The 23,029-nt window shown below is 57.2% G+C and carries 23 protein-coding genes and 1 pseudogene; 13 read left to right on the plus strand and 11 right to left on the minus strand.

All coding sequences use genetic code 11. From position 1 onward, the window contains the following. Positions 1-486, minus strand: coding sequence for a DUF3455 domain-containing protein (locus tag AC4HNJ_RS10815; RefSeq protein WP_490479575.1), 486 nt, complete (start codon positions 484-486; stop codon positions 1-3). Positions 487-824: 338 nt separating this feature from the next. On the opposite strand from AC4HNJ_RS10815, the gene AC4HNJ_RS10820 reads away from it, so the two are divergent. The 4 genes from AC4HNJ_RS10820 (at position 825) to AC4HNJ_RS10835 (ending at position 3,995) form a co-directional block, all read left to right on the plus strand. After that, positions 825-1,193, plus strand: a complete 369-nt coding sequence (locus AC4HNJ_RS10820; protein WP_490479576.1) for a hypothetical protein — start codon at positions 825-827, stop codon at positions 1,191-1,193. 57 nt (positions 1,194-1,250) lie between these two features. Further along, positions 1,251-1,784 carry a Spy/CpxP family protein refolding chaperone gene (locus AC4HNJ_RS10825; protein WP_490479577.1) on the plus strand — a complete coding sequence of 178 codons (534 nt, stop codon included), beginning with the start codon at positions 1,251-1,253 and terminating at the stop codon, positions 1,782-1,784. 454 nt (positions 1,785-2,238) lie between these two features. Next, positions 2,239-2,973, plus strand: coding sequence for a 2OG-Fe dioxygenase family protein (locus AC4HNJ_RS10830; RefSeq protein ID WP_490479578.1), 735 nt, complete (start codon positions 2,239-2,241; stop codon positions 2,971-2,973). Between the two features lie 110 nt (positions 2,974-3,083). Then, the gene (locus tag AC4HNJ_RS10835; protein WP_490479579.1) at positions 3,084-3,995 is read left to right on the plus strand and encodes a GNAT family N-acetyltransferase; all 912 of its coding nucleotides are present in this window, start codon (positions 3,084-3,086) and stop codon (positions 3,993-3,995) included. Between the two features lie 77 nt (positions 3,996-4,072). Here AC4HNJ_RS10835 and AC4HNJ_RS10840 read toward each other — a convergent pair whose 3' ends face one another. Next, on the minus strand, positions 4,073-5,506 hold the full coding sequence (locus AC4HNJ_RS10840) for an alkaline phosphatase family protein (protein WP_490479580.1): 1,434 nt from the start codon (positions 5,504-5,506) through the stop codon (positions 4,073-4,075). A 136-nt stretch (positions 5,507-5,642) separates the two neighbouring features. Beyond that, positions 5,643-6,545 carry a LysR family transcriptional regulator gene (locus tag AC4HNJ_RS10845; protein WP_490479581.1) on the minus strand — a complete coding sequence of 301 codons (903 nt, stop codon included), beginning with the start codon at positions 6,543-6,545 and terminating at the stop codon, positions 5,643-5,645. Positions 6,546-6,674: 129 nt separating this feature from the next. Between AC4HNJ_RS10845 and AC4HNJ_RS10850 the strand changes: the two genes are divergently transcribed. From AC4HNJ_RS10850 to AC4HNJ_RS10860, 3 genes and pseudogenes are all read left to right on the plus strand, one after another. Next, positions 6,675-7,439, plus strand: coding sequence for an SDR family NAD(P)-dependent oxidoreductase (locus tag AC4HNJ_RS10850; RefSeq protein WP_490479582.1), 765 nt, complete (start codon positions 6,675-6,677; stop codon positions 7,437-7,439). Positions 7,440-7,538: 99 nt separating this feature from the next. After that, positions 7,539-8,261, plus strand: a pseudogene (locus tag AC4HNJ_RS10855) (ferritin-like domain-containing protein); the annotation flags it as partial. Positions 8,262-8,876: 615 nt separating this feature from the next. After that, positions 8,877-9,530 carry a CDGSH iron-sulfur domain-containing protein gene (locus AC4HNJ_RS10860; protein WP_490479703.1) on the plus strand — a complete coding sequence of 218 codons (654 nt, stop codon included), beginning with the start codon at positions 8,877-8,879 and terminating at the stop codon, positions 9,528-9,530. On the opposite strand, the gene AC4HNJ_RS10865 is transcribed toward AC4HNJ_RS10860, so the two are convergent. Next, positions 9,525-9,707 carry a hypothetical protein gene (locus AC4HNJ_RS10865; RefSeq protein ID WP_490479583.1) on the minus strand — a complete coding sequence of 61 codons (183 nt, stop codon included), beginning with the start codon at positions 9,705-9,707 and terminating at the stop codon, positions 9,525-9,527. The two genes, AC4HNJ_RS10860 and AC4HNJ_RS10865, sit on opposite strands and share 6 nt — an antisense overlap. 197 nt (positions 9,708-9,904) lie before the next feature. On the opposite strand from AC4HNJ_RS10865, the gene fabV reads away from it, so the two are divergent. Further along, entirely contained in the window at positions 9,905-11,110 is a 1,206-nt protein-coding gene (fabV, locus tag AC4HNJ_RS10870) for an enoyl-ACP reductase FabV (RefSeq protein WP_490479584.1), read from the plus strand. Positions 11,111-11,206: 96 nt separating this feature from the next. On the opposite strand, the gene AC4HNJ_RS10875 is transcribed toward fabV, so the two are convergent. The 6 genes from AC4HNJ_RS10875 to AC4HNJ_RS10900 all read right to left on the minus strand — a co-directional run bounded on the left by AC4HNJ_RS10875 (position 11,207) and on the right by AC4HNJ_RS10900 (position 16,639). Continuing rightward, positions 11,207-12,325, minus strand: a complete 1,119-nt coding sequence (locus AC4HNJ_RS10875) for a YncE family protein (RefSeq protein WP_490479704.1) — start codon at positions 12,323-12,325, stop codon at positions 11,207-11,209. A gap of 100 nt (positions 12,326-12,425) precedes the next feature. Further along, positions 12,426-13,217, minus strand: coding sequence for a creatininase family protein (locus AC4HNJ_RS10880; RefSeq protein ID WP_490479585.1), 792 nt, complete (start codon positions 13,215-13,217; stop codon positions 12,426-12,428). Between the two features lie 245 nt (positions 13,218-13,462). Beyond that, complete coding sequence (locus tag AC4HNJ_RS10885; protein ID WP_490479586.1) at positions 13,463-13,777, minus strand: hypothetical protein; 315 nt, start codon at positions 13,775-13,777, stop codon at positions 13,463-13,465. A gap of 248 nt (positions 13,778-14,025) precedes the next feature. Next, positions 14,026-14,772: a glutathione S-transferase family protein gene (locus AC4HNJ_RS10890; RefSeq protein WP_490479587.1), complete on the minus strand. Its 747-nt coding sequence runs from the start codon at positions 14,770-14,772 to the stop codon at positions 14,026-14,028. Between the two features lie 97 nt (positions 14,773-14,869). Beyond that, positions 14,870-15,949, minus strand: a complete 1,080-nt coding sequence (locus tag AC4HNJ_RS10895) for a DUF748 domain-containing protein (RefSeq protein ID WP_490479588.1) — start codon at positions 15,947-15,949, stop codon at positions 14,870-14,872. Between the two features lie 60 nt (positions 15,950-16,009). Beyond that, positions 16,010-16,639 (minus strand): GIY-YIG nuclease family protein, encoded by a 630-nt coding sequence (locus AC4HNJ_RS10900; protein WP_490479589.1) that lies wholly within the window; start codon positions 16,637-16,639, stop codon positions 16,010-16,012. A gap of 124 nt (positions 16,640-16,763) precedes the next feature. Between AC4HNJ_RS10900 and AC4HNJ_RS10905 the strand changes: the two genes are divergently transcribed. The 3 genes from AC4HNJ_RS10905 to AC4HNJ_RS10915 all read left to right on the plus strand — a co-directional run bounded on the left by AC4HNJ_RS10905 (position 16,764) and on the right by AC4HNJ_RS10915 (position 19,273). Next, positions 16,764-16,967 (plus strand): hypothetical protein, encoded by a 204-nt coding sequence (locus tag AC4HNJ_RS10905; RefSeq protein WP_490479590.1) that lies wholly within the window; start codon positions 16,764-16,766, stop codon positions 16,965-16,967. A 123-nt stretch (positions 16,968-17,090) separates the two neighbouring features. After that, positions 17,091-17,420, plus strand: a complete 330-nt coding sequence (locus AC4HNJ_RS10910; protein ID WP_490479591.1) for a hypothetical protein — start codon at positions 17,091-17,093, stop codon at positions 17,418-17,420. Positions 17,421-17,500: 80 nt separating this feature from the next. Then, complete coding sequence (locus AC4HNJ_RS10915; RefSeq protein ID WP_490479592.1) at positions 17,501-19,273, plus strand: tetratricopeptide repeat-containing diguanylate cyclase; 1,773 nt, start codon at positions 17,501-17,503, stop codon at positions 19,271-19,273. Between the two features lie 158 nt (positions 19,274-19,431). On the opposite strand, the gene AC4HNJ_RS10920 is transcribed toward AC4HNJ_RS10915, so the two are convergent. Beyond that, positions 19,432-20,370 (minus strand): alpha/beta hydrolase, encoded by a 939-nt coding sequence (locus tag AC4HNJ_RS10920; RefSeq protein ID WP_490479593.1) that lies wholly within the window; start codon positions 20,368-20,370, stop codon positions 19,432-19,434. Between the two features lie 700 nt (positions 20,371-21,070). On the opposite strand from AC4HNJ_RS10920, the gene AC4HNJ_RS10925 reads away from it, so the two are divergent. Further along, a complete protein-coding gene (locus tag AC4HNJ_RS10925) occupies positions 21,071-21,832 on the plus strand; it encodes a restriction endonuclease (RefSeq protein WP_490479594.1) in 762 nt (253 codons plus the stop codon). A gap of 155 nt (positions 21,833-21,987) precedes the next feature. Continuing rightward, a complete protein-coding gene (locus AC4HNJ_RS10930) occupies positions 21,988-22,353 on the plus strand; it encodes a cupin domain-containing protein (RefSeq protein WP_490479595.1) in 366 nt (121 codons plus the stop codon). Positions 22,354-23,029: the final 676 nt, after the last annotated feature.

The following is a 23,029-nucleotide window of genomic DNA, read 5'->3' on the forward strand; positions in this document are numbered from 1 at the left end:
TCAACCACGAAAGAACAGATAAATGGCGCGATACGGCACACGAACCTCACCACCAGCATGCGTGGCGTCGCAACCTGTCGAGGGTGCGACACCGCCTTCCGTGCGGGTACGCACAATGTATTGCACCGCCGCCATTTCGCCCCTGCCCGTATGAGACTTGGCACGTAACACCAGCCATGCGACCGCTTTCTTGTCGGGCGACGGCGAAACGTTCAACGCCTCCCCCACCACCGTGCTGCCATCATTCGCCCGCCAGCTCGGGCCGGCAAAATGCTGGCCGATGACATGCCCCTTGACGTCGCTCAAGGTCGCATCCGGCGCTTTCAAGCTCCATGCATAACCACCATTGCCAGCTTTGCATGTGTAGATCTGCACACCCTTGCCGAACGCTTCGATAGCCGGCAGCTTGGCGGTTTGCCCCTGCGCATGGGCGCCACCTGCCAGTAACGACAAGGCAAGCATCCAGGGTATGAGTGATTTTTGCATGGTGTTCTCCTGATCGAGGTAAAAATCATCACATAGCATGCGAACCGGGCGCAGCCATCTGTTCATCACAGCATCGGGATGTCACCGTGGTGTGACATTTCTCGCGGTGCAGCGTAAGGCGTCATGTCCAGCATTCGGCATGAACCGATGCCGTCACAGGTGTCTTCACGTTAAATAAACCACGGGGGATTTGTCATATAGTCAGTGCCGGATGAACTGCGAGGGTGTGCCAGGCTGTTGGCCGTCGCAACCGTTCGTCCAACGATATCCGTCTTCGCAAGCACTCGCAGCTGGCCAGGTGCCTGCGACCACCGCTGTTCAGTGAGGAGGGTATGTCCGTGACTCGCACCTCTCGCATTCCGTTATCCCGTCAGCTGGCGCTCACCGTTCTCGCGGTTGCCGTGGCAGCCTCGTCGTTGCCCGTGCAGGCGCAATATCATCATGGTGGATACCGTGGACGTCCTGTTCCACATCGACCATACCGCCCCGAACCGCGGCGCGGTGGGGACGGCGGCGCACTTATCGCTGGCGCACTGCTTGGCGTGGTGGCAGGCGCGGTCATTGCCAACTCCGCCGCCAACGCTGCAGCGCCCCCGCCTGGTGTTGTCTACACGCAACCTGCCCCGCCACCGCCACCCGGAGTGGTGTATTACCAGAATGGCTATCCTCCTCCGCCACCACCTCCGCCGGGGTATTCGGGATATTGATACGCAGGCGTACTTATCAGGCCGTTGATCCGCACTCATGAATCGGAGTTCGCAGTCATGCAAAACGCTATCCGCAAGGTCGCCGTACCGCTGGCACTGTCGCTTGCCATGCTCGCAGGCGGCGTCAGCGCCCAAAGCATGTCGCCCGCCACGTCTTCCTCCTCTTCCGCCTCCCACACCTCGAAAACGCATGCGCAACGGCGCGCTGACGAAATCGAGCAGCACATCAATGACCTGCACTCGCAACTGCAGATCACTGACGCGCAATCCAAGCAATGGGATGCCTATGCCCAGGTCATGCGCGACAACGCACGTAAGGCCGGCGAGGCCTTCCATGAACGCGCACAGAAAATGCCGACGATGAATGCCGACGAAGTCATGAAATCGTATGCACAACTGGCACAGATGCATGCGGATGACATGCAGCGACTATCGTCTGCCTGGAGCGATCTCTACGCCGTTTTGTCACCCGAACAAAAAAAGACGGCTGACAGCTTGTTTCAGAACCGGCACATGAAACCCCACCATGGGCCTCGTCCTCACAAGGCAAAACCTGCGAGCGCTTCATCGTCCGCCTCCCCGAGTACCTGATCGCCTTTTCTTCTGCCGCCTATTGAAAGCCAGCCGCGTACCGGCAAAAAAACCGGACAACGCTGCTGGCTTTCACTTTTACAGTCAGCGGTTGTAAACGACCTTCTCCCGCACTGCAGTTGGGCCGCGATCATCAGCAAAATTTGGAAAGTAGTCGCAGGCCTTTAATGAGGTTTTACGCTGAAGCCGCCCGGCTCCCCATTGCTCGCCGGGCTACATCGATATGCCTGCCAAGAAGGAAGATGAAGGCTCTCCCTGCTCGTGTAGCCCACGAAGTAATCGCTCGCATCAACGCGCTATCGGAAACCAACACTCGAAAAATCAGAAAAATAGATCCGATAGACAATCAATGAATTAAAAAACGCCTTGCACAGGTGCAATTTTTAATAAGACAAGGCGAAAATCGATAAACCACGACTGCATCCGCCCCTATTACCGCGGCTATAATGTCTTCATGCAAAACCCCTCTGATTCCTTTGTGCCTGCGCTGTCCGATGCCGTGCGACGTGATGGTTTTTCATTCGTTACTGCAGATGTGATGCAACCGCTGCTGCAAGCGTATGGTCACCTGCCGGATTGGCATGCATTCACCGCAAGCTGGAATCGTCTTGGGCCTGATCCATACCTTGCTGCAACCGGGCGCCTCCGCAAGCGCCGCCACGCAACCTTCGTGGCCGAAGCCCATGGAGACGTTGTGCTTTCCCTCCATCAGGCGCATTACCAGGCTTTGCAATACAACGCACTGCAAGGCGATATCGAGCGGTGGTTCGAACCGATCGAGCCTGCTATTGCCGGCGGCCCCACCCTCCACGCCATTCTCGCGTTCTGTAATGACTTCTTCAGTTCTCTATTGCCTTCCGTGTCGCAATGGCATGTCGAGGCCCACCAATTCCGCATCGAAGCCAGCGCTGATAGTGTCGGCGAACCCACACCGGAAGGAAGTCATCGCGACGGCGTCGACTTTGTCTTGGTCCTGCTCATCGATCGACACAATATCGCCAGCGGCACCACCACCATTCATGCTCCAGATGGAAAGCTACTGGGCGATTTCACACTTGCCCACCCGTTTGATGCAGCCCTGATCCACGATCCGCGGGTGTATCACGGCGTCACGCCCGTTGCCCCTTTGGCCCCCTCCGAGCCGGCGCATCGGGACGTCCTGGTTGTCACGTTTCGCGCTGGCCCCTAACGCATTTCGCGCATCAGCCAAAGCCTGATCCCCGGGGTCGACGTCCGTTCCGTAAACGCACCCTATCCATATCGTTGCTAAAAGCAAGCATATGGATTTAGGCTCATCCCATGAAAATCTCAGGCCGCCTCGAATCGCCCACTGCAGAGCAGATTTCGGCCATACGCCTGTTCAATCGCTTCTATACGGCGAAGCTTGGCCTTCTGCGCCGGCGTCACCTCGACAGTACGTTCGCATTGACAGAAGCCCGAATGCTTTACGAGATCGGTGCCCAGCCAACCATGACAGCAGCCGCGCTACAGGACGTGCTAGAACTGGATGCGGGCTATATCAGTCGCCTATTGTCCACACTGGTCAGACGAAAACTCGTACGGCGTGTCGCTTCCAAAATCGATGCAAGAGAAAAACTGCTCTCGCTGACTCCATTGGGTGAAAAAGCCGTTGCCCGCATCGATGAACAATCGATCGCACAAATACATGGCATGCTCACGACCATGGATGACGGGGACCGCGCGGCGCTGGTCGAATCATTGGCGAAGGTCCGATCGATTCTCAGCCGCCCACCCAAGCCGCCGGTATACATCGTGCGATTGGCAACCGCCAATGACGATGCGCTCGCCATGCTTCATGAGTATTACCAGGCCGTACGTGTCGTGCAGCGAGACAAGCCAGGCAGCATCCAAAAGCTCATCGACACACCGGCCTCCGGAATGTGGCTGGCCTATCTTGAAAAGGAAGTCGTTGGCTGCGTTGTGCTGCGCAAGCTCCCATCCATATCGCATGCTGCCGAATGCAAACGCCTTTATGTAAGACCTTCCGCACGCGGCAAGCGTATTGCCGACATGCTGCTGGATGCACAGGAAGCGTTTGCCCGCAGTCAGGGATTGGAATGGATTTATCTTGATAGCTACGACGACCTCAAAGCCTCTATCGCCCTATACGAAAAACGCGGTTACCAGCGATGCGCGCGCTATAACGATAACCCGCAGGCAACGCTGTTCATGCGCAAGCGTCTTGCTTGATTGTCGAAAGCGAAAGCTTAGATTCGCCGAAGCTTTATCCGACCGTCCGATGGTAGCCATACACAACGGTAACCGGGCTACGCCTTGCGACTGGCCTTCCAGGCCGCCAAGCGTTCCTTGATATAGCGGTCGTAGTCATAGCCCGTCTCAAGCCGCGGCGCAGGACGATGCGTGCCTTCTACCGCGTCGGGGATGGGCAGTCGCGATACCAGATCTGCATACACTTCCTGGAGATGCGAAGGCTTGTTGGCGGAAGGATTGCTACCGGTGGACGCTGGCACCGTGACGTCGCTCAATGGATCATCTGTACGCGGCGAAGCAAGGCTTAGCACCGCGCCGATGTCAGGGGCTGCCGCGTCACGTGCTGTCAGAGCCGACAATCCCCAACGCAGCTCCACGGTTTTCAGAATCGACGTATGGTCGAGCGGTGTTGCACCCGAGGCGCGAAATACCGTTCCCGCCGGAATGCGCGGCGATACCAGCACAGTAGGAACACGCGGTCCAAAACGCTTGAAATCAAATCCGTATTCACCGGCCGATTGATCCGGGGGCACCGCATTCGTCGGTGGCGGCACGTGGTCGTAGCAGCCGCCATGTTCGTCATAGGTAATGATCAACAGCGTCTGATTCCATAGCGGACTGTTGCGGAGTGCCTCGTACACATCGTGGATATATTGCTCGCCTAGCGCGACGTCATAATTGGGATGCTGGCTGTTGCCCTTTGAACCCCAGCTGGGTTCCAGAAAAGCATACGAAGGCAGCGTTCCGTTTGCCGCATCCGCCTGAAAATCCGTGAATTCGCCGAAATAGCTGTCCGCCAGATTAGTGATGTCAGTAAAGGTATGCCGCGTGAGTGGATCAGCGTCGTAGCCGTAAATCTTCCAACGGATGTTCTTCTTGTTCAATGCGGCATAGATGGTGGGCGCCGTGAACGTCTTGGTCTTATCGTCCATATGCCCCTGCGACGTGGCGGCGTGGACAAACGCGCGATTCGGCAAGGTTTCAGTCGGCGCAGAACCATACCAGTGATCGCACACGGCGAAACCACGCGCCAAGGCGGACAACACCGGCAGAGTGGCCGGGGTGTGCATGCCCATAATGTCATTGGCCACGGTGCCGGGCAGAATCGAATAGTTTTCTTTCGACTCCCAGCCCAGGCTGTACGCAAAATTGCTGACGAATCCCTGGTTGGTCGCTACCGCCGGCGTCGGCGCGGCATTGCTGCCAAATAGCTGGGCATTGGTGGCGGTATAACCCTCACCAGGGTCCGCCCCTGGCATGAAATACGTGTTGGACGTCCCAGCAACAATCTTGAAAACGGTAACCGGCTCGGTGCCGTTTGCACCAGGATTCGATTCGTCGCCCTTCAAACCCTCGAAAGGTTGATCCGTCGGTGACCTATTGCCCGCATCGGCATAAAGAAACCCGAGCATGTGATCGAAGGAGCGGTTCTCCAACATCAGTACAACGATGTGATCGATCGCCGAGAGCGCGTTGCTGGAAGTCGTCATGACATACAGCCTCATGCAGAAATGGAGGGATCATGCCGTCGCACCGACTGTTCAATTTGCGTCGCTGCGGGAACGGCATGGCTATCCATAACTTAGCCAGCCGTCATGACAGTTTTCCGCGAACGCGATCGAAGATTCAGGCACGATCCAGATAAGCCACCAACACCTCGGTCAGCCACGCCATGAACACCTGCACACGTACCGATAGGTTGCGCCGCTGCGCGTAAAGCAGCGAAAGCAGCATCGGTTCGGCATGGTATTGCGGCAGCACCTCTACCAAGCGCCCTGCTTCAAGCAAATGCCCGATGCCGGCGCGGGGTGTCTGGGTTATGCCCAAACCGGCCAGGCACCCGCTTTCATAGGCTTCGACGCTATTGACGGTAAGCACCCCTTCCATGGGCGCGTAGCAGCAAGTCGAGCCATCCATGTATTCGAAGCCGGGCGGCCGTTGCCCCAAGGTCGTAACGTAATGAATGAGTTTGTGATGCGCGAGGTCCTCAAGCGCCTGTGGCACACCGTATTGAGCAAGGTAAGCGGGGCTCGCGCAATTGAGGACCTGCAGATATCCCAGCGGTCGCGCAATCAGGCTCGAATCATTGAGCGTGCCGACGCGAACCACACAGTCGAACCCTTCACCCACGACATCCACCCGCCGATCCGTACAGCTCAGCTCCACCTGGATCTGTGGATGTTCGCGAATGAACGCCGGCAGATAAGGAATGACATGCCTCGCCACGCCGCTGTTCATGTCGACCCGCAGCCTTCCACGCAAGGATTGCGGGGCTTGCTGGAACATGCTGCCCAATTCATCCAGGTCAGCAAGCACATCCTTGCAGCGCTCGTAGAAGCGCGAGCCATCCTGGGTCAGTTGCACCTTGCGTGTCGTGCGATGCAAAAGCTGAGTGCCGAGCTGTGCCTCCAGCTGCTGGATGGCGGTGGAAACACTGGCCTTGGGCAAGCCCAGGCTATCGGCTGCCTTGGTAAAACCGCCCAGTTCCGCGACACGCGCGAAAACCTGCATGGCTTCGACTCGATGCATGGCCTACCCCAACAAGCCTTGATTGTTCGTTACTGACGAACACAGTGCTCATCTTCAGCCGATTTATGCAGCATGTACAGATCAATATGCTGTGCCTCGCTGATTTCTTATTCCCTTCAGGAGCCCCTCATGAGCACGAGCACACCCGTCGCCCTTATCACCGGCGGCAGCCGCGGACTGGGCAAGAACATGGCGTTGAAGCTGGCTGAACACGGTACCGACGTGGTGCTGACCTATCGCTCCAACCGAACCGAAGCGGAAGCCGTAGTGGCCTCCATCCGCAAGCAAGGCCGCCGGGCAGTCGCGTTAGCGTTAGACGTAGGCAAGGCTTCGACCTTCACGGCGTTCAAGGAAGCGCTGCAAGCCGCCTTGAAGGAGCATTGGCAACGCGATCACTTCGATTACCTCGTGAACAACGCCGGCATCGGCATCCATGCCAGCTTCGCAGAAACCACCGAAGCCCAGTTCGACGAACTGGTGAACATCCACTTCAAAGGCGCGTTCTTCCTCACCCAGACGCTCTTGCCGCTGATTGCCGATGGCGGTCGCATCCTGAACGTCTCCAGCGGACTGGCGCGCTTTGCCCTTCCTGGCTACTCGGCTTATGCGTCGATGAAAGGCGCCATCGAAGTACTGACGCGTTATCTCGCCAAGGAACTCGGCCCGCGCCGCATCGCCGTCAACACCCTGGCTCCCGGCGCCATCGAAACCGACTTCGGCGGCGGCGTGGTGCGCGACAACGCCGACGTCAACGCATTCATCGCCTCGCAGACAGCGCTGGGACGCGTGGGGCTACCGGACGATATCGGCGGCGCTGCCGTCGCACTGCTGTCGAAAGAAAGCGGCTGGATCAATGGCCAACGCATCGAAGCATCGGGCGGCATGTTCATCTGATGTCATGCAAACAAGGTCGCGTTCCTTCGTCCCGGGATAGGAACGCGACCGCACAACGGTGTACCTTTTCGGTTCTCTGCACCGTCGAGGGCACGCGCCGTGGTCAGCTATAGCCCAAAGCATCCCGCTCCCAGCCGTGAGCAGGCGCTGCACGCTTTGTATGAGGCAGCCGAGCTGGAACACTGCCTGATGTGCACGTACCTGTACGCCGCGTTTTCACTCAAGTCGTCAGTAGAGGAAGGTGTCACGGCGCAGCAGCTGGAGGCCATCAGGCGCTGGCGGCATAGCATTCTGCAAATCGCCATCGAAGAGATGGGGCATCTCACTTCGGTGTGGAACATTACCGTCGCCCTGGGTGGCGCGCCACGCGTCGGACGCTCCAATTTTCCGCTCGATCCCGGCTACTTGCCTGCAGGTGTCGTGGTGAAGCTCGCGCCATTCAACATAGCCACGCTGCAACATTTCATTTACCTGGAACGGCCTGAAGGTTCGACCGAACCCGATGGCACAGGCTTCGAACCCGAACGGGTTTTCACGCGCGGAGTCGATGGACCGCGCCTTACCCCGATGGGCTTGGATTACGACACGGTCGGTACCTTCTACCAAACGCTGGGACGCGGGCTGCAATTGATCGCCAATGCCTACGGAGAGGAAGGCGCACTATGCGGCAACCCCGCGCTGCAGGTGTCGCGTGCTGAAGTGGCGCTGCCCGACGCCAATCGTGTGATTTGCCTGAAGACCGCGCTGGCCGCCTTCAATGCCATCATCACACAGGGTGAAGGTGCGCAGGAGAATGTGCAGGATTCGCACTATCAGAGATTCTCGGCGATACGCGCGGAGTATCAGGCGATGCTCGCCGCCGATCCGTCTTTTGCTCCCGCCTTTCCAGCCGCGACCAATCCCGTCCTGCGTCGTCCGCCACGCCCTGAAGGACGCGTGTGGCTGGAAAATCCCGATGCGATCGCCGTCGTGGACCTGGCTAACAGCGCTTATGGATTGATGCAGCGCTTGCTTGCCTACGCCTATGCTGTACCCGCCCCCGATCCGGACAAGACCTTGTCGCTGGACCTCGCCGTAGGGTTGATGCATGCGTTGACGCCGCTAGCCGAACGCGCTGCACGATTGCCTGCGGGACCCTCCCATCCGGGTTGTCATGCGGGTGTTTCGTTTATCACCTTGCGCGATACATCCGCTTTGCCTCCGGGTCCGAGCGCGCGTCGCTTTTTCTGCGAACGCCTGCAGCAATTGCTGGAAGCAGCGGAACGCTTGCAAGCCTCGGGAGACTCGCGTATCACGGCAGCGGTTTCCATCTTCGCGCGATTGTTGCGCCGTGCCGAACAAGGCTTCGATCTTTCCCGACCGGCGCCTGCAGCAACGGCGACGACACCCGTCACCGTATCGAGTGCCGGTACCGATGCCCACGTCACCCCAACCGCAGTGACCGAGGATGGCGTCGAACGCGTCGAAGGTGAAAAACTCACCGTGTTGTATGAAGGGAAGCGATGCATTCACGCGCGCTTTTGCGTCACTGGCGCACCCGATGTCTTTTTGGCCAATGTGCAAGGGGCATGGATTCATCCTGACGCCATGGATGCCGAACGCTTGGTGGATATCGCTCACGCCTGCCCTTCCGGCGCGATTCGGTATGCACGCCGTGATGGGCGGCCCGATGAAACCGCTCCGCCGGTCAATCTGGCCGCCATCCGCGAGGCAGGGCCTTATGCTTTTCGTGGCGACCTGCGCATAGATGGCGTATCCGCGGGTTTTCGCGCCACCCTGTGCCGTTGTGGCGCTTCCAAGAACAAACCATTCTGCGATGGCTCCCACCATGACGCCGGATTCACCGCTACCGGAGAACCACCCACGGGCACGTCAACGGATGCAATGCCGGTACGCAACGGGCCTTTGCACATCGACCCTCAGTTGAACGGTCCGCTGAAAGTGCGCGGTAATCTGGAAATCGTCAGCGGCACCGGCCGCACGGTCGCGCGCATTACCAATGCTTTTCTTTGCCGCTGCGGTCACAGCCAAAACAAGCCGTTCTGCGATGGAAGCCACGCTACAATCGGGTTTGTTGCCGATGGCTCATGAGTCACGCTCTGTCTTCTGCCGCTGGTTCTCATCACCGGTATCGTTATAGGCATCTCCGCTGGCATCGGTGTCTTCCAGCCGTTGCGGTGGTCCGCGCCGTCGCCTCGGATCGTCGAGTTTGTCAGCTTCTTTGCCCTCTGTCGGGCGGGGTTCGCCGTCTTGATGGGAAGGTTGCATGTAACACCTCAGTGGCCAGTCGAATGGCTGGGATCATGCGCCGGCTGGGACCAACACCGGGTGGTGACGGCGTCAAGGGAATGCCAACCCGCCCGCCTAGAGCAGACTTGGCTGTATCCGGCCCCCATCCCTGCGGCAGCGCATGGTCCCTCTCGCCGTTTAGAATGGCGGCCTTGTCTGTTGCATGAGGGTATTTCGTGATCATCCATCCCAAGGTTCGCGGCTTTATCTGCATCACGGCGCATCCGGTCGGCTGCGAGAAAAACGTGATCGAGCAGATCGACATCACCACGGCCAGGGGTACACCGGCTACGGGCCCTAAGCGGGTGCTGGTGATCGGCGCATCCACGGGATACGGCTTGGCCTCCCGCATCACAGCTGCCTTCGGTTACGGCGCGGCCACCCTCGGCGTATTCTTCGAAAAGCCCTCCAGCGAAACCAAGCCCGGCACCGCCGGTTGGTACAACACTGCCGCGTTCGACAAGCTTGCCAAACAGGCCGGCTTGTATAGCCGCTCCATCAATGGCGATGCGTTCTCCAATGAAACCCGCGAGCGTGCCATCGAATTGATCAAGAACGAGATGGGCGGCCCGATCGATCTGGTCGTCTATTCCCTTGCATCACCCGTGCGCAAAATGCCCGGCACCGGCGAAGTCGTGCGTTCTTCACTGAAGACGATCGGCAAGACCTTTACCGCCTCTTCCGTCGACACTAATCGCGACGCGGTGGTGCAAGTCTCGGTAGAGCCGGCGACCGAACAAGAGATCAAGGACACCGTGACCGTGATGGGCGGTGAAGACTGGGCGCTGTGGATCGACGCCCTCAGCAAAGCCGGTGTGCTCGCCGAGCACGCCAGTACCGTGGCCTACAGCTACGTCGGTACCGAAATCACCTGGCCGATCTATTGGCACGGCACCCTGGGACAGGCCAAGCAGCATCTGGACAATACGGCGCGCGAATTGCGGACGCGGTATGTCGCCCACGATCTTCACGCCTATGTCGGTGTGATGAAGTCGGTGGTCACACAAGCCAGCTCCGCCATTCCCGTGATTCCGCTTTACGTCTCCATGGTGTTTCGCATCATGAAAGAAAAAGGCATTCACGAAGGAACCATCGAGCAGATCAATCGCCTGTTCCACGATTCGCTGTATCGCCAGGATGGGGCCGCACCTCAGACCGACAGCGAAGGCCGCCTGCGCCTTGACGATTGGGAATTGCGCGAAGACGTACAGCAGGCCTGCAAAGAACTATGGCCGCAAGTGACGACGGAAAACCTGTGGCAGGTCACCGATTACGCGGGCTATAAGCATGATTTTCTGCGCCTGTTCGGTTTCGACCGCAAGGATGTCGACTACGATGCGGACGTCAATCCCGACGTGCATTTTGATGTGATCCAGCTATAAGCCGGACGAAACGTCCTCACAGTCTGACACTGGAACAACGTCGGCAAAGAGGATTATAAAAAAGGGCCGATATACCGGCCCTTTTCCGTGTACAGATCAGCGCATGATGCCTGTATGCCCGAGCGAGTAGCGGCCCGGTTGAGGCCACACCGCCAAGCCATGCGGCTCCATGCCGACTTTGATGATCTTCACCTGGCCGGTCGTCGTGTTGAAGGCGTACACCACGTCGTCGAAACGTCCGGACAACCATAGCCACTTGCCGTCGGCGGTGACATTGCCCATGTCCGGACTGCCGCCGCCAGGAATGGGCCAGTTGGCAACCACCTTGCGCGTAGCAAAGTCGATCACTGACACGCTGCCTGGCCCATGCCGCGGACCGTGCACAAGATTGGAACCGCGGTTGGCAACATAAAGCTTCGTGCCATCACGGCTGGGATACAGGCCGTGCGTGCCGATACCGGTACGGATAAAGCCGATCTGCTTGAAGGTGTCGCCATCGATCAAATACACACCATCGGCCATCATGTCGGCCACATAGAACACCTTGCCATCCGGTGAGACGCGGATGTCCTGCGGCATGCCGTGCTTGCTCAGTTGCAGATAGCCGAGCACTTTGTGATGCACCATGTCGATCTTGGCGATCCGGCCGCCAAACTCACAGGTAAAGATCGCGTAGCGGCCGTCGATCGAGAAATCCGCATGGTTGATGCCCTTGCACTCGGGCACCTGCAAACTGGACTTCAAGGCCATGGTGTGTGCATCGCGGAAGTCCAAACGGGCATGTGCTTCGGCCACGACGATGGCTTCCTTCCCGTCCGGCGTGAAGTACATGTTGTAAGGATCGTCGACGAGCACCGCCTTGCCGGGTTTGCCGGTCTTGGGATCGATCGGCGTCAAGCTACCATCGGTGCGACCTTCTGCGTTGTTGGTCACCCAAAGCGTCTTCAGATCCCACGACGGCACGACATGTTGCGGACTATACCCGACCGGAAATTTGTCGACGACTTTGAAAGTGGACGGATCGATGACATACACGTCATCGGAGCGCAGGTTGGGCACATAGATACGCGGCAAATCTCCCGCCACCGCAGGGCTGAACATGTTGTAGCCCGCATCGCTATACATGTTGTTCGGGTTAGTGACCGGCGGCATGCCAGGCACGGTTTTTATCGTTTGCGCCACGGAAACCGCAGCCACGCACAACCCCGCCAGCACCGTGCCAGCTTGCAAGGCAAGACGCCCAAAACGATCAAATTTCACGGCAAATTCCTGTTATCAGAAAAAAAGCAAACCCTGATTTACGACCTGCGCGCTCTCAGTGCCCCGCCGTATCCCTGCGAATGGCATCGACAGTGCGCGAAACTATAGCATCCACCCCCAGCTCACCGAGTTGTGCGGTAGAACGCCGCGGGTCACCGCCGTACACGCCATCCGCAGCACCGGGCTTGGGAGCATTCCGGAGTTCGTTCAGCCGCACCATTTGAGGGGCTACGGCAAGCTGCAACGACGTATCGGCCAGCCCGGCGTGTGTACCGATCTCGTCATTGCGGAAACCATGCTGACGCAAAATCTGCGCATAGCCGTCCGATGACGTGTCGTAATACTCGGGCGGAAGAATGGCGCGCGCATGCGTTCCCGCCCACTGCTTGTTCAAATGGGCGACGACCTGTTTGAGGTCTTTCTGATAACCGCCATGGTCACCCAGAAAAATGATGTTCCGAAAACCGTGCACCGCAAAACTGTTGGCGGCCGACTCCAGCATTTTTTCAAAGACATCATCGGGAATGGTGATCGTGCCGGGAAAGCGCATGTGCGAGGTGGGCGGCGCATAGCTGCCTTCGGGCACATACGCTACGACCGGTGCAACCAATGCGTTGCCGAGCCGTTGCGCGATTTTGTCGGATAGATACTCGGCGCGTACGTTGTGCTTGCCTACCGCGACATAAGGACCGCTCTGCTCGGTTCCACCGATCGGAATGATGACCGTGGTTTTTCCGGCGCGAATCTGCGCGCGCAACTCCGTCCAGGTGAAGTCCTGCAACTGCACGGTGGAGGGCATCTGCGCCCAAGTAGCGGAGCTGGCGATAAGAAAAACGACAGTTGCCATAAGGCATCGGAATGAATGATTCAGCATCATGAGGCAGACGCAACAGGCATGTGAAGAGAAGGACGACATATGGTTGCATGCCACCATCGGCTTCGCATCCCCCTGCTAACGGCTGCCCTCGTTTTGCCTTAGAACCCGTTCAACTTTCCTGCATGGTCTGCACCCTTCAACCCTGCTCACGTTTCCACGACGTGCACCCAGGAACTCGATGCAAGTCGAGTGAGAATGCCGAAGGCTGCCCGGATTTATTCGTTTTCGGGGATCGCTCGGCGAAAGATTTCCTCCCAGTAAGCCATTCGCTCGGAGTACGCCTCCCGCACAGACTCCGGCTGATCGTTCTGCAAGCTCCGCAAGTGGGTAATGGGCAGTGTCGCTGACGCCATATGACGCCAGGCCTCGGCAGCAGCCTTTAAATGTGAGTGGGACGATAGAAGCGCGGCGATCACCTGCTGATCCACCATCTGCTGTGCGCTCAATGTCATCAGCCCTTCCAGCGCAATATCAGTACGTTCGGAAAGGAATGCGGCGGCCTCGCCCCAGTTATTGAAGCTGACTTCCATGGACGGCTCCTTGGTTTATAGGCAGAAAAAGCCTAGCACCAAGGAGCCCGGCGCTTCGTCTTCGAGACGTTCAAGAACAGCAAAGGCGCGCAACTCAACTATGGATGAGTTCGTTCACCCCTTCCCAGAACCTGTTTGCAGGCCCTGGCAACCCCATGGACACCACGCAAAATGATGCGGCAAAGCTTAAAGGAATGTGGAAGAAGAGAAGAAACAATCGACACACACAGTGAATGTGCACACGTAACTCACACGGTTTCTGCCGCCTCCAGCGGCTCCCATTGGTGCTGCGGATAGTAACGACGCATCATCCTATCCACATAAGCCACCAGAGGCGGATGCGCTACCATGGCATCGCGCACAGGCGTATCGAAGAACGGCGTCAGCACCGAGGCCAGTACTCCAAATGCCGTAGCATCGACCGCACTGATACGGTCACCCATCACATACGGCTTGCTTCCCAATAGTTGCGCCGTGGCATGAATGGAGCGAATGCCCAGCACGGCAATTTCCGCTGCCGAGTGCCGCCCCATGCCGTGACCACGGAAATCCGCGTCTTTACGCACCTGCATGTCCTTGCGCATCTGCTCACGCTCCCCTTCGGGTACGCCATCAGCGAACCGAGCCGGCCCTTTGGCGAAATTCTCCGGAACCATCCAGCGAAACCAGGCCATGGCAAAGTAGAGATGGTCTTCGAGCATGCGTTCGATTGTCCATGACTCAGCGCGTTGGCACCCATCCAGTGTTTCGTCCAGATCCAATTTGTACTTGCGTTCGATATGCGCGCGGATAAAAGTGGAATCCGCAATCGCTTCGCCATCGTCCACGATATAAGGCAACTTGCCTTTGGGGGCTTGCGATGGCATGGCCGGCTTCTTCACGTAAGGCAGGCCTGCCATCTGCAGCTGCACTTCGGTCTTGATGACAAAAGGGCTGGTCTCCGGCAAACCGAACCCAGGGCGAGACGCATATAAAATGATGTGGGGGGTAGACATGTCCATGTTTCCGTACGGGAGATCACGCATACCCTGAGCCACACCTGCTGACACCGTGCTGTCAGCAGGCCGTATCCTGGTTGATCTCGATGGCCATCTAAGAATCTCCTGGCGCCGGCCTGAGATGCTCAAGTTGCGGTTTGTACGCCTGCACAAAAGCATTGCGCAACGTATTCACAATCGCCTGCAATGCATCAAACTGCTTATCGTCGATGCGACCACTGATCGGCACGCGTGTAGCGAACTGGCCATTCGATGGATTCTTGAACAGATCCACCATACCTTGCGCGGCGGCTTCATAGAGGAGTTGGATCGGGCCTTTTCGATCCTGTCCAACATCCTTTTTCCAACTGAAAAGCTGCACATCCTTGAAGATCGGCCGGGCGTATCCGCTCAGATAGCCATGTTGGGCGCTCAAAACCATGGTGAAATCGCCCGTGCCTCCTGCGAAATCGAGCCCTGCATAGGCACGCGCCAAGTCATTGAGGCGAACCAATTGAATATGCGTGATACGCACGTGGTAATCGAAATCCCCCAAGCGATGCACCGGATCAAAGCGCGCCTCCGTTTCCAGCGGCGCATCGCCCAGCACCTTCGCTGTCATATGCAGGGTCGCCGTGCGTGACTCACCGGTCTTCCGGGTATTGGCGAGGTTGGTGATCGTGCTTTCGACGTCGGTCATTTTTAGATCGACACGCGGACTCGAAACAAAATTGCGGAACGTTACGGTGCCGCGATGAATATCGATATCGTCCCATTGGGCGGGGATCAGGATGTTCAACTTTTCGCTCCAGTCCACCCCTTTTCCCGTCTGCTTCTCGCTCTCGGTACGTCCATCGATGAAGTTAATGGTTGCGTCGTAAAAGCCGATGCGTCCCCGGAGATGTCCATGGAAAAGTGCCGCATAGCTCACCGAGACCTCCGTGCGAGGCGCCGTCAGGAATGGCTCGTTAGGACGCCCGCCTCGCTTGTCTATGCGCAAACCTCGCAAGGTGTAGCCGCCACGCCAAAGATGGAGGTCGATGTCCGCCACAGTGCCGTGATAGGCCCCCATATGTGCCAAACGCACATTGAGGCCTTGTCGTATGACGAATGGCAGGACCAGCCGCCCCACGACCACTACCAGCACCGCCACTGCAACCAGCCAGACGAACAACGGCGGACGGAGCGCTTTCACAAAGCTGAATTCCACGGGACGGGGGTTATACAGGGTAACGACGTAGTCGTGAGCACCATGCTAGTCCCCCTTTCGCTCTTCAAGCCATGCCGCCACACGAGGCGGCAACCGACCGGACAGATCCACCCCTACTGCCAGGCAGGCCTGTAAGGTGTCAGCCAAGGCCGCGGCATACCGGGGATCCCTCGCCAGAGGCGGAACATTGGCCATCTGCCACTCGACCATCTCCAGCATGCGCAGCGACCACTCATAAAGCTGCTCGACCTGCTCGGTGAACCGATCGTATAACCATCCCCGCAACGAATAATGCAAGACGTAGCCATAGCGGTCCGCGACTCGACTGACAAAGGGACCCACCTCAGCCCCTATCCCGCGGAACCACTCTGTATGTCCACCTGCCGCCGCGGATACCACGAGAGGCGCCGAGGCCCGGTGTTCCGGCCAACGCTCGATCAGCAGCCGCTCCATACGCCGCGCATCTCGCTGCCGCCTTGTTTCGACCAGGAGTCCCCGCTCCAGATCAAACAGCGCGAAGAACCGTGGATGAAAGCCACGAAAACGCCGAACGGGATCGCTTGTAAAACCGACTTTGACCAGGTCCTCGCCTAGGCAGGGCAACACATACACAAATGTCCGCCCGGCAGATGCAGCACGCAGATAATGACAATTATTAGTCCCTGCGACCCCCATTCAACATCCTTCCGATTCCGAATAAGGCAATGCTCGACGTCTATCTCTGGTCACGCAATACTGTCCTTCATCAGCGATGAAGCAGAGCTTGAGAGGCATGACATCCAAAGGCAGTTTGGCATGCGTGGGCATTGGCATCACACTCGGCTCGCATATCAGCCTGCTAGCACGCAGCCATATCGAGCATGCTGATGTCGTGCCTGGGGTATCCGACAGCATTGGCGAGTTGCGGCTCACGAGTAAGAACAAGGACGTTCACAACCTGCAGCCCTATTACAGGAAAGGGAAATCGCGAAAAGAAATCGATCAGGAAGTGACGACCTCATGATAACTGAGGTTCGCGCTGGCAAAAGGGTTTGCGGCGCGCTCTATGGCCATCCGGGCGCACTGGCACGCCCTCCACGCAAGACGCGAAATGGCATTTAAAAAGCTTAAAAAAAAGAGGTAAAAGATGTCAGACACCGTCAAACTTTTAGAAAAAATGGGGCGCGAAGCACACTGGCGCTTCATGTCAGAAAAGGACATGGAACAGGAATTGATCGATATTGGCATAGACACATCAATACGATCAGCCATTATCATCAGAGACATTTGCGAAATATACGCACTACTGGGACATACCAAGCTGATAGGCATACAGACTCCCGCTCCCTCACCACACGAAGTTCCGCAACAACCAGAACCCGATGAGACGGAGGAAGAAGGTGAAGATTCTGAGGACTCAACACCCTTGCTCGGTGCGCAGCTGTCGGCTCCGATAACATTTTATCGCCGGTCATAACCGAGATAATGCCCGCGATCGGCTCCAAGCGCCTGAAGTTCTGGGCCTATGCAACTCTTCTCCTAAGCATGACTGCGGGCATGGTGGTGGCTGCTACGCCCCCATCAGCGGATACCGCGCAGCTTTTTGCTCGCGCGGACTATCTCAAAATGATCGACAACGCCACCTACGTAAAGCTGATTCAGCAACTTGAAAGCAGAACAGCAACTATGTCGCGTGCGGAAAAGTGGCATCTATTTTATTTAGAAGCCTGGCAGACCGCTTACACAGGCCATAATGACAAAGCGGGAAAGATGCTTGAAACGGTAGCAACGCAAGCTCCCGATATCAATTTGAAGGAACAGGCCAAAGCTACTCTGATTAACATCCTTGGTATCGGCCATCGCTATGAAGAAGCCTTCACCTATCTCGACCAAGCCCTCGGCGAACTCCCCCGAATCACCGATAAAAGCACCCGGCTCCATGTACTCGCAGAAGCCGCACAACTGTTGATCGAGGCTGGACAATATGACTTAGCTATCAGCTATACCGATCAGATTCTTCTGGTTCGTAACGCAGGCAGCTACAGATGTATAGGCATCGCAATAAAACTCCATGCCGAATTCCGAAAAGAACAGCCAGCCAGCATACTTGCACCGGAGCTCCAGAGGGGGCTAGCGGAATGCGTTGAGGCCAACGACGCCTTAGCCGCCGACACAATACGGCGTGACATGGCGAGCCTAGCTCTTCAAGAAGGCAAGACAAGTGATGCGATTAACATACTACAGAGCAAATATGCTGAAGTGCAGAGTCTTAAATATGAAGACTTGATCTCGGAGTATACCGCCATGCTGGCCGAGGCTTATTGGAAACTGGGAAACGTCGCACAAGCGGAAAATTATGCCTATGCCACGGTAGACAATGCCACAAAGAGTGGCTTCAGCGAACCACTTATCAGTGCGTATCAGCTGCTCTATCAGATTACGCGACAGAGGGGAGATCTGCGTGAGGCGCTTGCCTATCATGAAAAATACATGACCGCCGACAAGGATCGTTTGGATGACGTACGCGAAAAGGCGCTTGCTTATCAAATCGTCAAGCAACAGGTTGAGGCCAAGAAAGTTCAACTTGAGGAATTAAACAAACAAAATAAAATTCTTCAGCTACAGCAAGCTCTAGACCACAAGGCAATGGAAACAAGCCGACTCTATATTGCTTTGCAGCTGACTATTCTGGCCTCAATTGTGTTCTGGATCTATCGGCTCAAACGCTCTCAACTGCGTTTTATGCAGCTGGCGCGCATGGATGGCCTTACCGGTATTTTCAATCGTCAGCACTTTGTTGATGAAGCAGAGCAAGCGCTTCGCTACGCAGAAAAATCAACGCGCAACGCATGCCTTATCCTGATTGACCTCGACCATTTCAAGGCAATAAACGACACCCACGGACATGTCGTGGGCGACAACGTACTGCGAAGAGCCGTTTCCATATGCCAATTGCACTTGCATTCCTGTGACGTCTTCGGCCGTATCGGCGGTGAAGAGTTCGCCATTCTGTTGCCGGAGTGCGCCATCATTCAGGCAGTCGAGCGCGCCGAGCACATCCGTGCAGCCATCCATGCGATGCCAGACGGCGAGCAGGATCGCATTGCCATGTCAGCCAGCTTTGGCGTTGCCTCCACTTCCCACTATGGACATGACTTGCGACGCCTGCTCCTCGCCGCGGACAGTGCGCTTTATCGCGCCAAACGCGAAGGACGCAACCGCGTGGTTGTCAGTATGAGTGATCATCTATCAGCGTCATCCAATGCGACAGCCAAGCCGCCCCTGGGCGGGCAGGATACTTCTGAGCCATCCTCGCAGTATGTGGATTAATTCAATTTCTTCCCGTTCATTCACGTATTCCAGAGATCAACGTACCGCGCAGATAAAGCGTTCAAATATTTCCCTGACGTACACGTGTGCCTTTACTGCAGTCATTGATGCCGCCTTCAATGCAACACCAAGCAATCACAGAAAGAGCGTAGCAGCCTTCAGTCGCGGAGGACGCCGATCGTCCGCAGCCACGCCTCGGCCAGCCGAGGCCAGCCCGTGATTGGGTTCGATGTCGGCCGCAAGCCGAATGCATGCCCTCCGTGTGCATACAGATGCATCTCTGCCGGCACATGCGCCTTTGCCAGCGCGGTGTAGTAGACCAGCGACTGGTCCACGCCATCTTCATAATCGTCTTCGGCCTGCACCAGAAAGGTGGGGGGCGTCTTGCTGGACACCGGCACATTGGGATTCAACTTGCCATCCCCGTTGGTGAGATGCCCCGGATAAATCGGCATGGCGAAATCCGGGCGGGCACTCTCCTTGTCAGCCGCATCCACCGGTGCATACAGGTGCCGATCGAAGTTCGTGCTGATCTCCGCCACCAGGAATCCGCCTGCCGAGAAACCCAGCACGCCTACCTTATGCGGATCGACATGCCAACGCGCCGCATGAAAGCGCACCAGCCGCATCGTTCGCTGCACGTCCTGCAGCGATGGCACCGATAGTGCAAAGTTGTGCGGACGGCAGTCACACGTCCAGTCATAGGGCTTGCTTGGCACCCGATACTTCAACAACACACAGGTCATGCCATGGGACGTCACCCAATCGCAGGCCTCAGTTCCCTCCAGATCCATGGCCAGTATCTCGAACCCGCCGCCCGGAATCACAATCACGGCCGCGCCCGTATTTTCCCCCGTGGGCGCATACACCGTCATCGTCGGCCGGGTCACATTGGTCACACTGGTTACCGGCTTGCCAGCCAACAACGTGTGGCTCAACGACATCGTTTCTGGACCGGGAACCGATTGCAGATCGGGTGCCATCCCAGGCCATAACAGTATTTGCGTATGCCCGTCAGCCGGCTGCCAGACCGTCGTTTTCGCCTGCACGCCCGCGCTTGCCAACAGCAGCCCTAAGGCAATCAACCAAAGCTTCATGACAACTCTCCGTTGTGGCACCCGGCCAGCGTTCTACTTTAGAAATAGAACATCGAATGAAACGCCTCCCGCCGATCCTGCACGCCGCATCGGTCTCGCCACGGTCATTGGCATGCCTTTTTTCTGAAATCGCGCCAATGGCGCTTCGGCGCGTTACGACAAGCAGACGCCGCCTCATAACGGACCGTTCGGGGCGGTCTAGACATACGCGCCTGGCAGATCGGCCATCGCGACCTGCTTCCGCACGAATATCTCAACCACCTCCAGCCTGAGGAACCGGCACAACGATACGATTTTGCCAACCGGACACGGGATATCCCGCCACTCTTGTGGCTGAGGAAGGGGACAAGATGCTTGCCTTCGTGACGACCATGCCGGTACGCACTTCATTCCGCCTGAGGGGTCCGTAGTTGCTTTTCCGCGTCATAAGCGACGCACGGGGTGACGCAATGTGTCAGTCATTACGTTCGACTGCAGCATCCCAAAACCAGCGCCCTCAGTCATAGCGTTCCCTGCAACCCAGGCAAAACAGGCATTTCCAACTTTCTCCACGACACCTTCGCGCTTATGCAAGCCCATATGGCCTTGGGCACTGATGCCCGGTACTTGGCGCATTTCCTGCTTGCCGTACCCCAATCATAGATACATGGCGGCAACTCGCGAGGCTATCCCATCGCATATCGGTCGCTCAGGGGGAGCGGTGGCAAGGCGCAAAGACAGCGGCATTGAAGTGGTTTCCAAGCTGCCTTGGCAAGCCGGCATCGCGCTAGGCATTGCGGGGTATATCGCCATGCGCTATGGCCTCGGCTGGTGCATGTCCACATTCGGTGGCCCGATCGGTCAGGCGCTGGGAACCGCTCTCGCCAAGGGAGCCTATGCGCCCATTGCGTGGTTATTGCTTGGTGCCTGCTGGCTTGCCGCGCTGATTTCTTTTTTTGACAACAGGCGCCGCCAGCGCCTGCTCGCCTCGCAGACCGGATTGCACAGCCTTGGTGCCATGGATTGGCGCGAATTTGAAATGCTGGTCGGCGAAGCCTTCCGGCGCCAAGGCTACAAGGTTCGCGAAACAGGCCTTGGCGGCGCAGATGGCGGTGTCGATCTCCTGCTTCACAAGGACGGCATGACCACGCTCGTCCAATGCAAACAGTGGCGTACCAAGCTGGTGGATGTACGCGTGGTGCGTGAGATGTACGGCCTGATGTTCCACCATCGCGCCGACGCCGTAAAAATTGTCGCCATTGGCCACTACACCGATGATGCGCAGCGCTTCGTGCACGAAAAGCCGATCGAACTGATCAACGGAAATGCATTGCTGACCATGGTGCGCGAATGTCAGGCCTCCATGCACAAGAACCTGCAAGTCAGGTCGCGACGTCCCTTAACCGATGCACGGCTGGTGATGCCGCCACCGTCTCACGGAAACGCACCCTCACTCCAACGCAAGACCAGCAGCAAGCAATAGTTCACACCTAACACGGCCATTTCACCTCATACTGCCGCCTGCGCCTGGGCATCCTATGATGCACAAGTGATCGCATCCGCTGAATATAGGTAGCATTTCCAGGGTGCGCGTTTTGCGCCAAGAATATAAACAGGCATTGCTGCAGAGCATCTCTCATGATCAAACCACAAAACCTCATGCAGGCCTTCGAGCGTGTTACCGATTACTGGTCGCCCAAAGTCGTGGCGCAGGTCAACGGTCAATTACTCAAAGTGGCAAAACTGAAAGGTGAATTGGTCTGGCATGCCCATGACCATGAAGACGAATTGTTCTACGTAGTGAAAGGTCAGCTTAAGATCGAGTTGGAGAACGAAGCGGTCACGCTACAGGAAGGCGATTTTTTCACTGTCCCCCGAGGGGTACGCCACAATCCTGTCGCTGATAACGAATGCTGGATCTTGCTGATCGAGCCCGCCTCGACCAAACACACCGGCGACGCCATCACCCCGCTTACACGCAGCCTGGAAGAACAACTCTCGTGATCGAGATTTGTGCATAAACAGCCCGACCCGTACTGCAATGATTGAGAAAGCAAGGCACTCTTCGATAACCTGAGGCAGCTCGCAGCATTTGCCGAACTCGCCCATTTGCTCTTGCAATCCCTGCCACTCATTGGCTGCTCAACCGTTTTGAAATGCAACGTACCTCAATCGGCTATATGCTCGTAGAAGGCGCGCGGTTGCCTACCATAAACCTTGCTTCCATTGCTCCTCTTGCGAAGCGCGGAATGACAGGGTGCTCTCCGACGTACTGAGATAATGCTCAACTCGCGAGTCTCACGCCCAACCCGCCGCGTGTCCTGAAACACCCGATTTTCGTGCCGTGCCAGGTCCACGACGGATCGATTCAAGTGCCTAAGGGCGGCGGCGTACCTTACCGTGATCTCCGTAACAGTTGCTAGCTGGTCTAGACCATGACACATTCAGCAGAAATGTCTTGGACTGCAGAAAGTTGGAATCATTTCACACATATAACTTGAACAGCTTGACTCAGGAATTACTGAGATTTAATTTGAACGCTGTCGTTGCCAATTCAACGACCGGGTGTGAGAACCCGATCTCCTCTAGGTGCACGCGCCGCCAGGCGCGTTTTCTTTGCGCTGACAATTTCACGTCCATGGCGGACGTGCCGGGCAGGCTTTGGCCTGACCGTGCTCTA

The sequence above is a fragment of the Dyella sp. SYSU CM1112 genome (assembly GCF_058216415.1).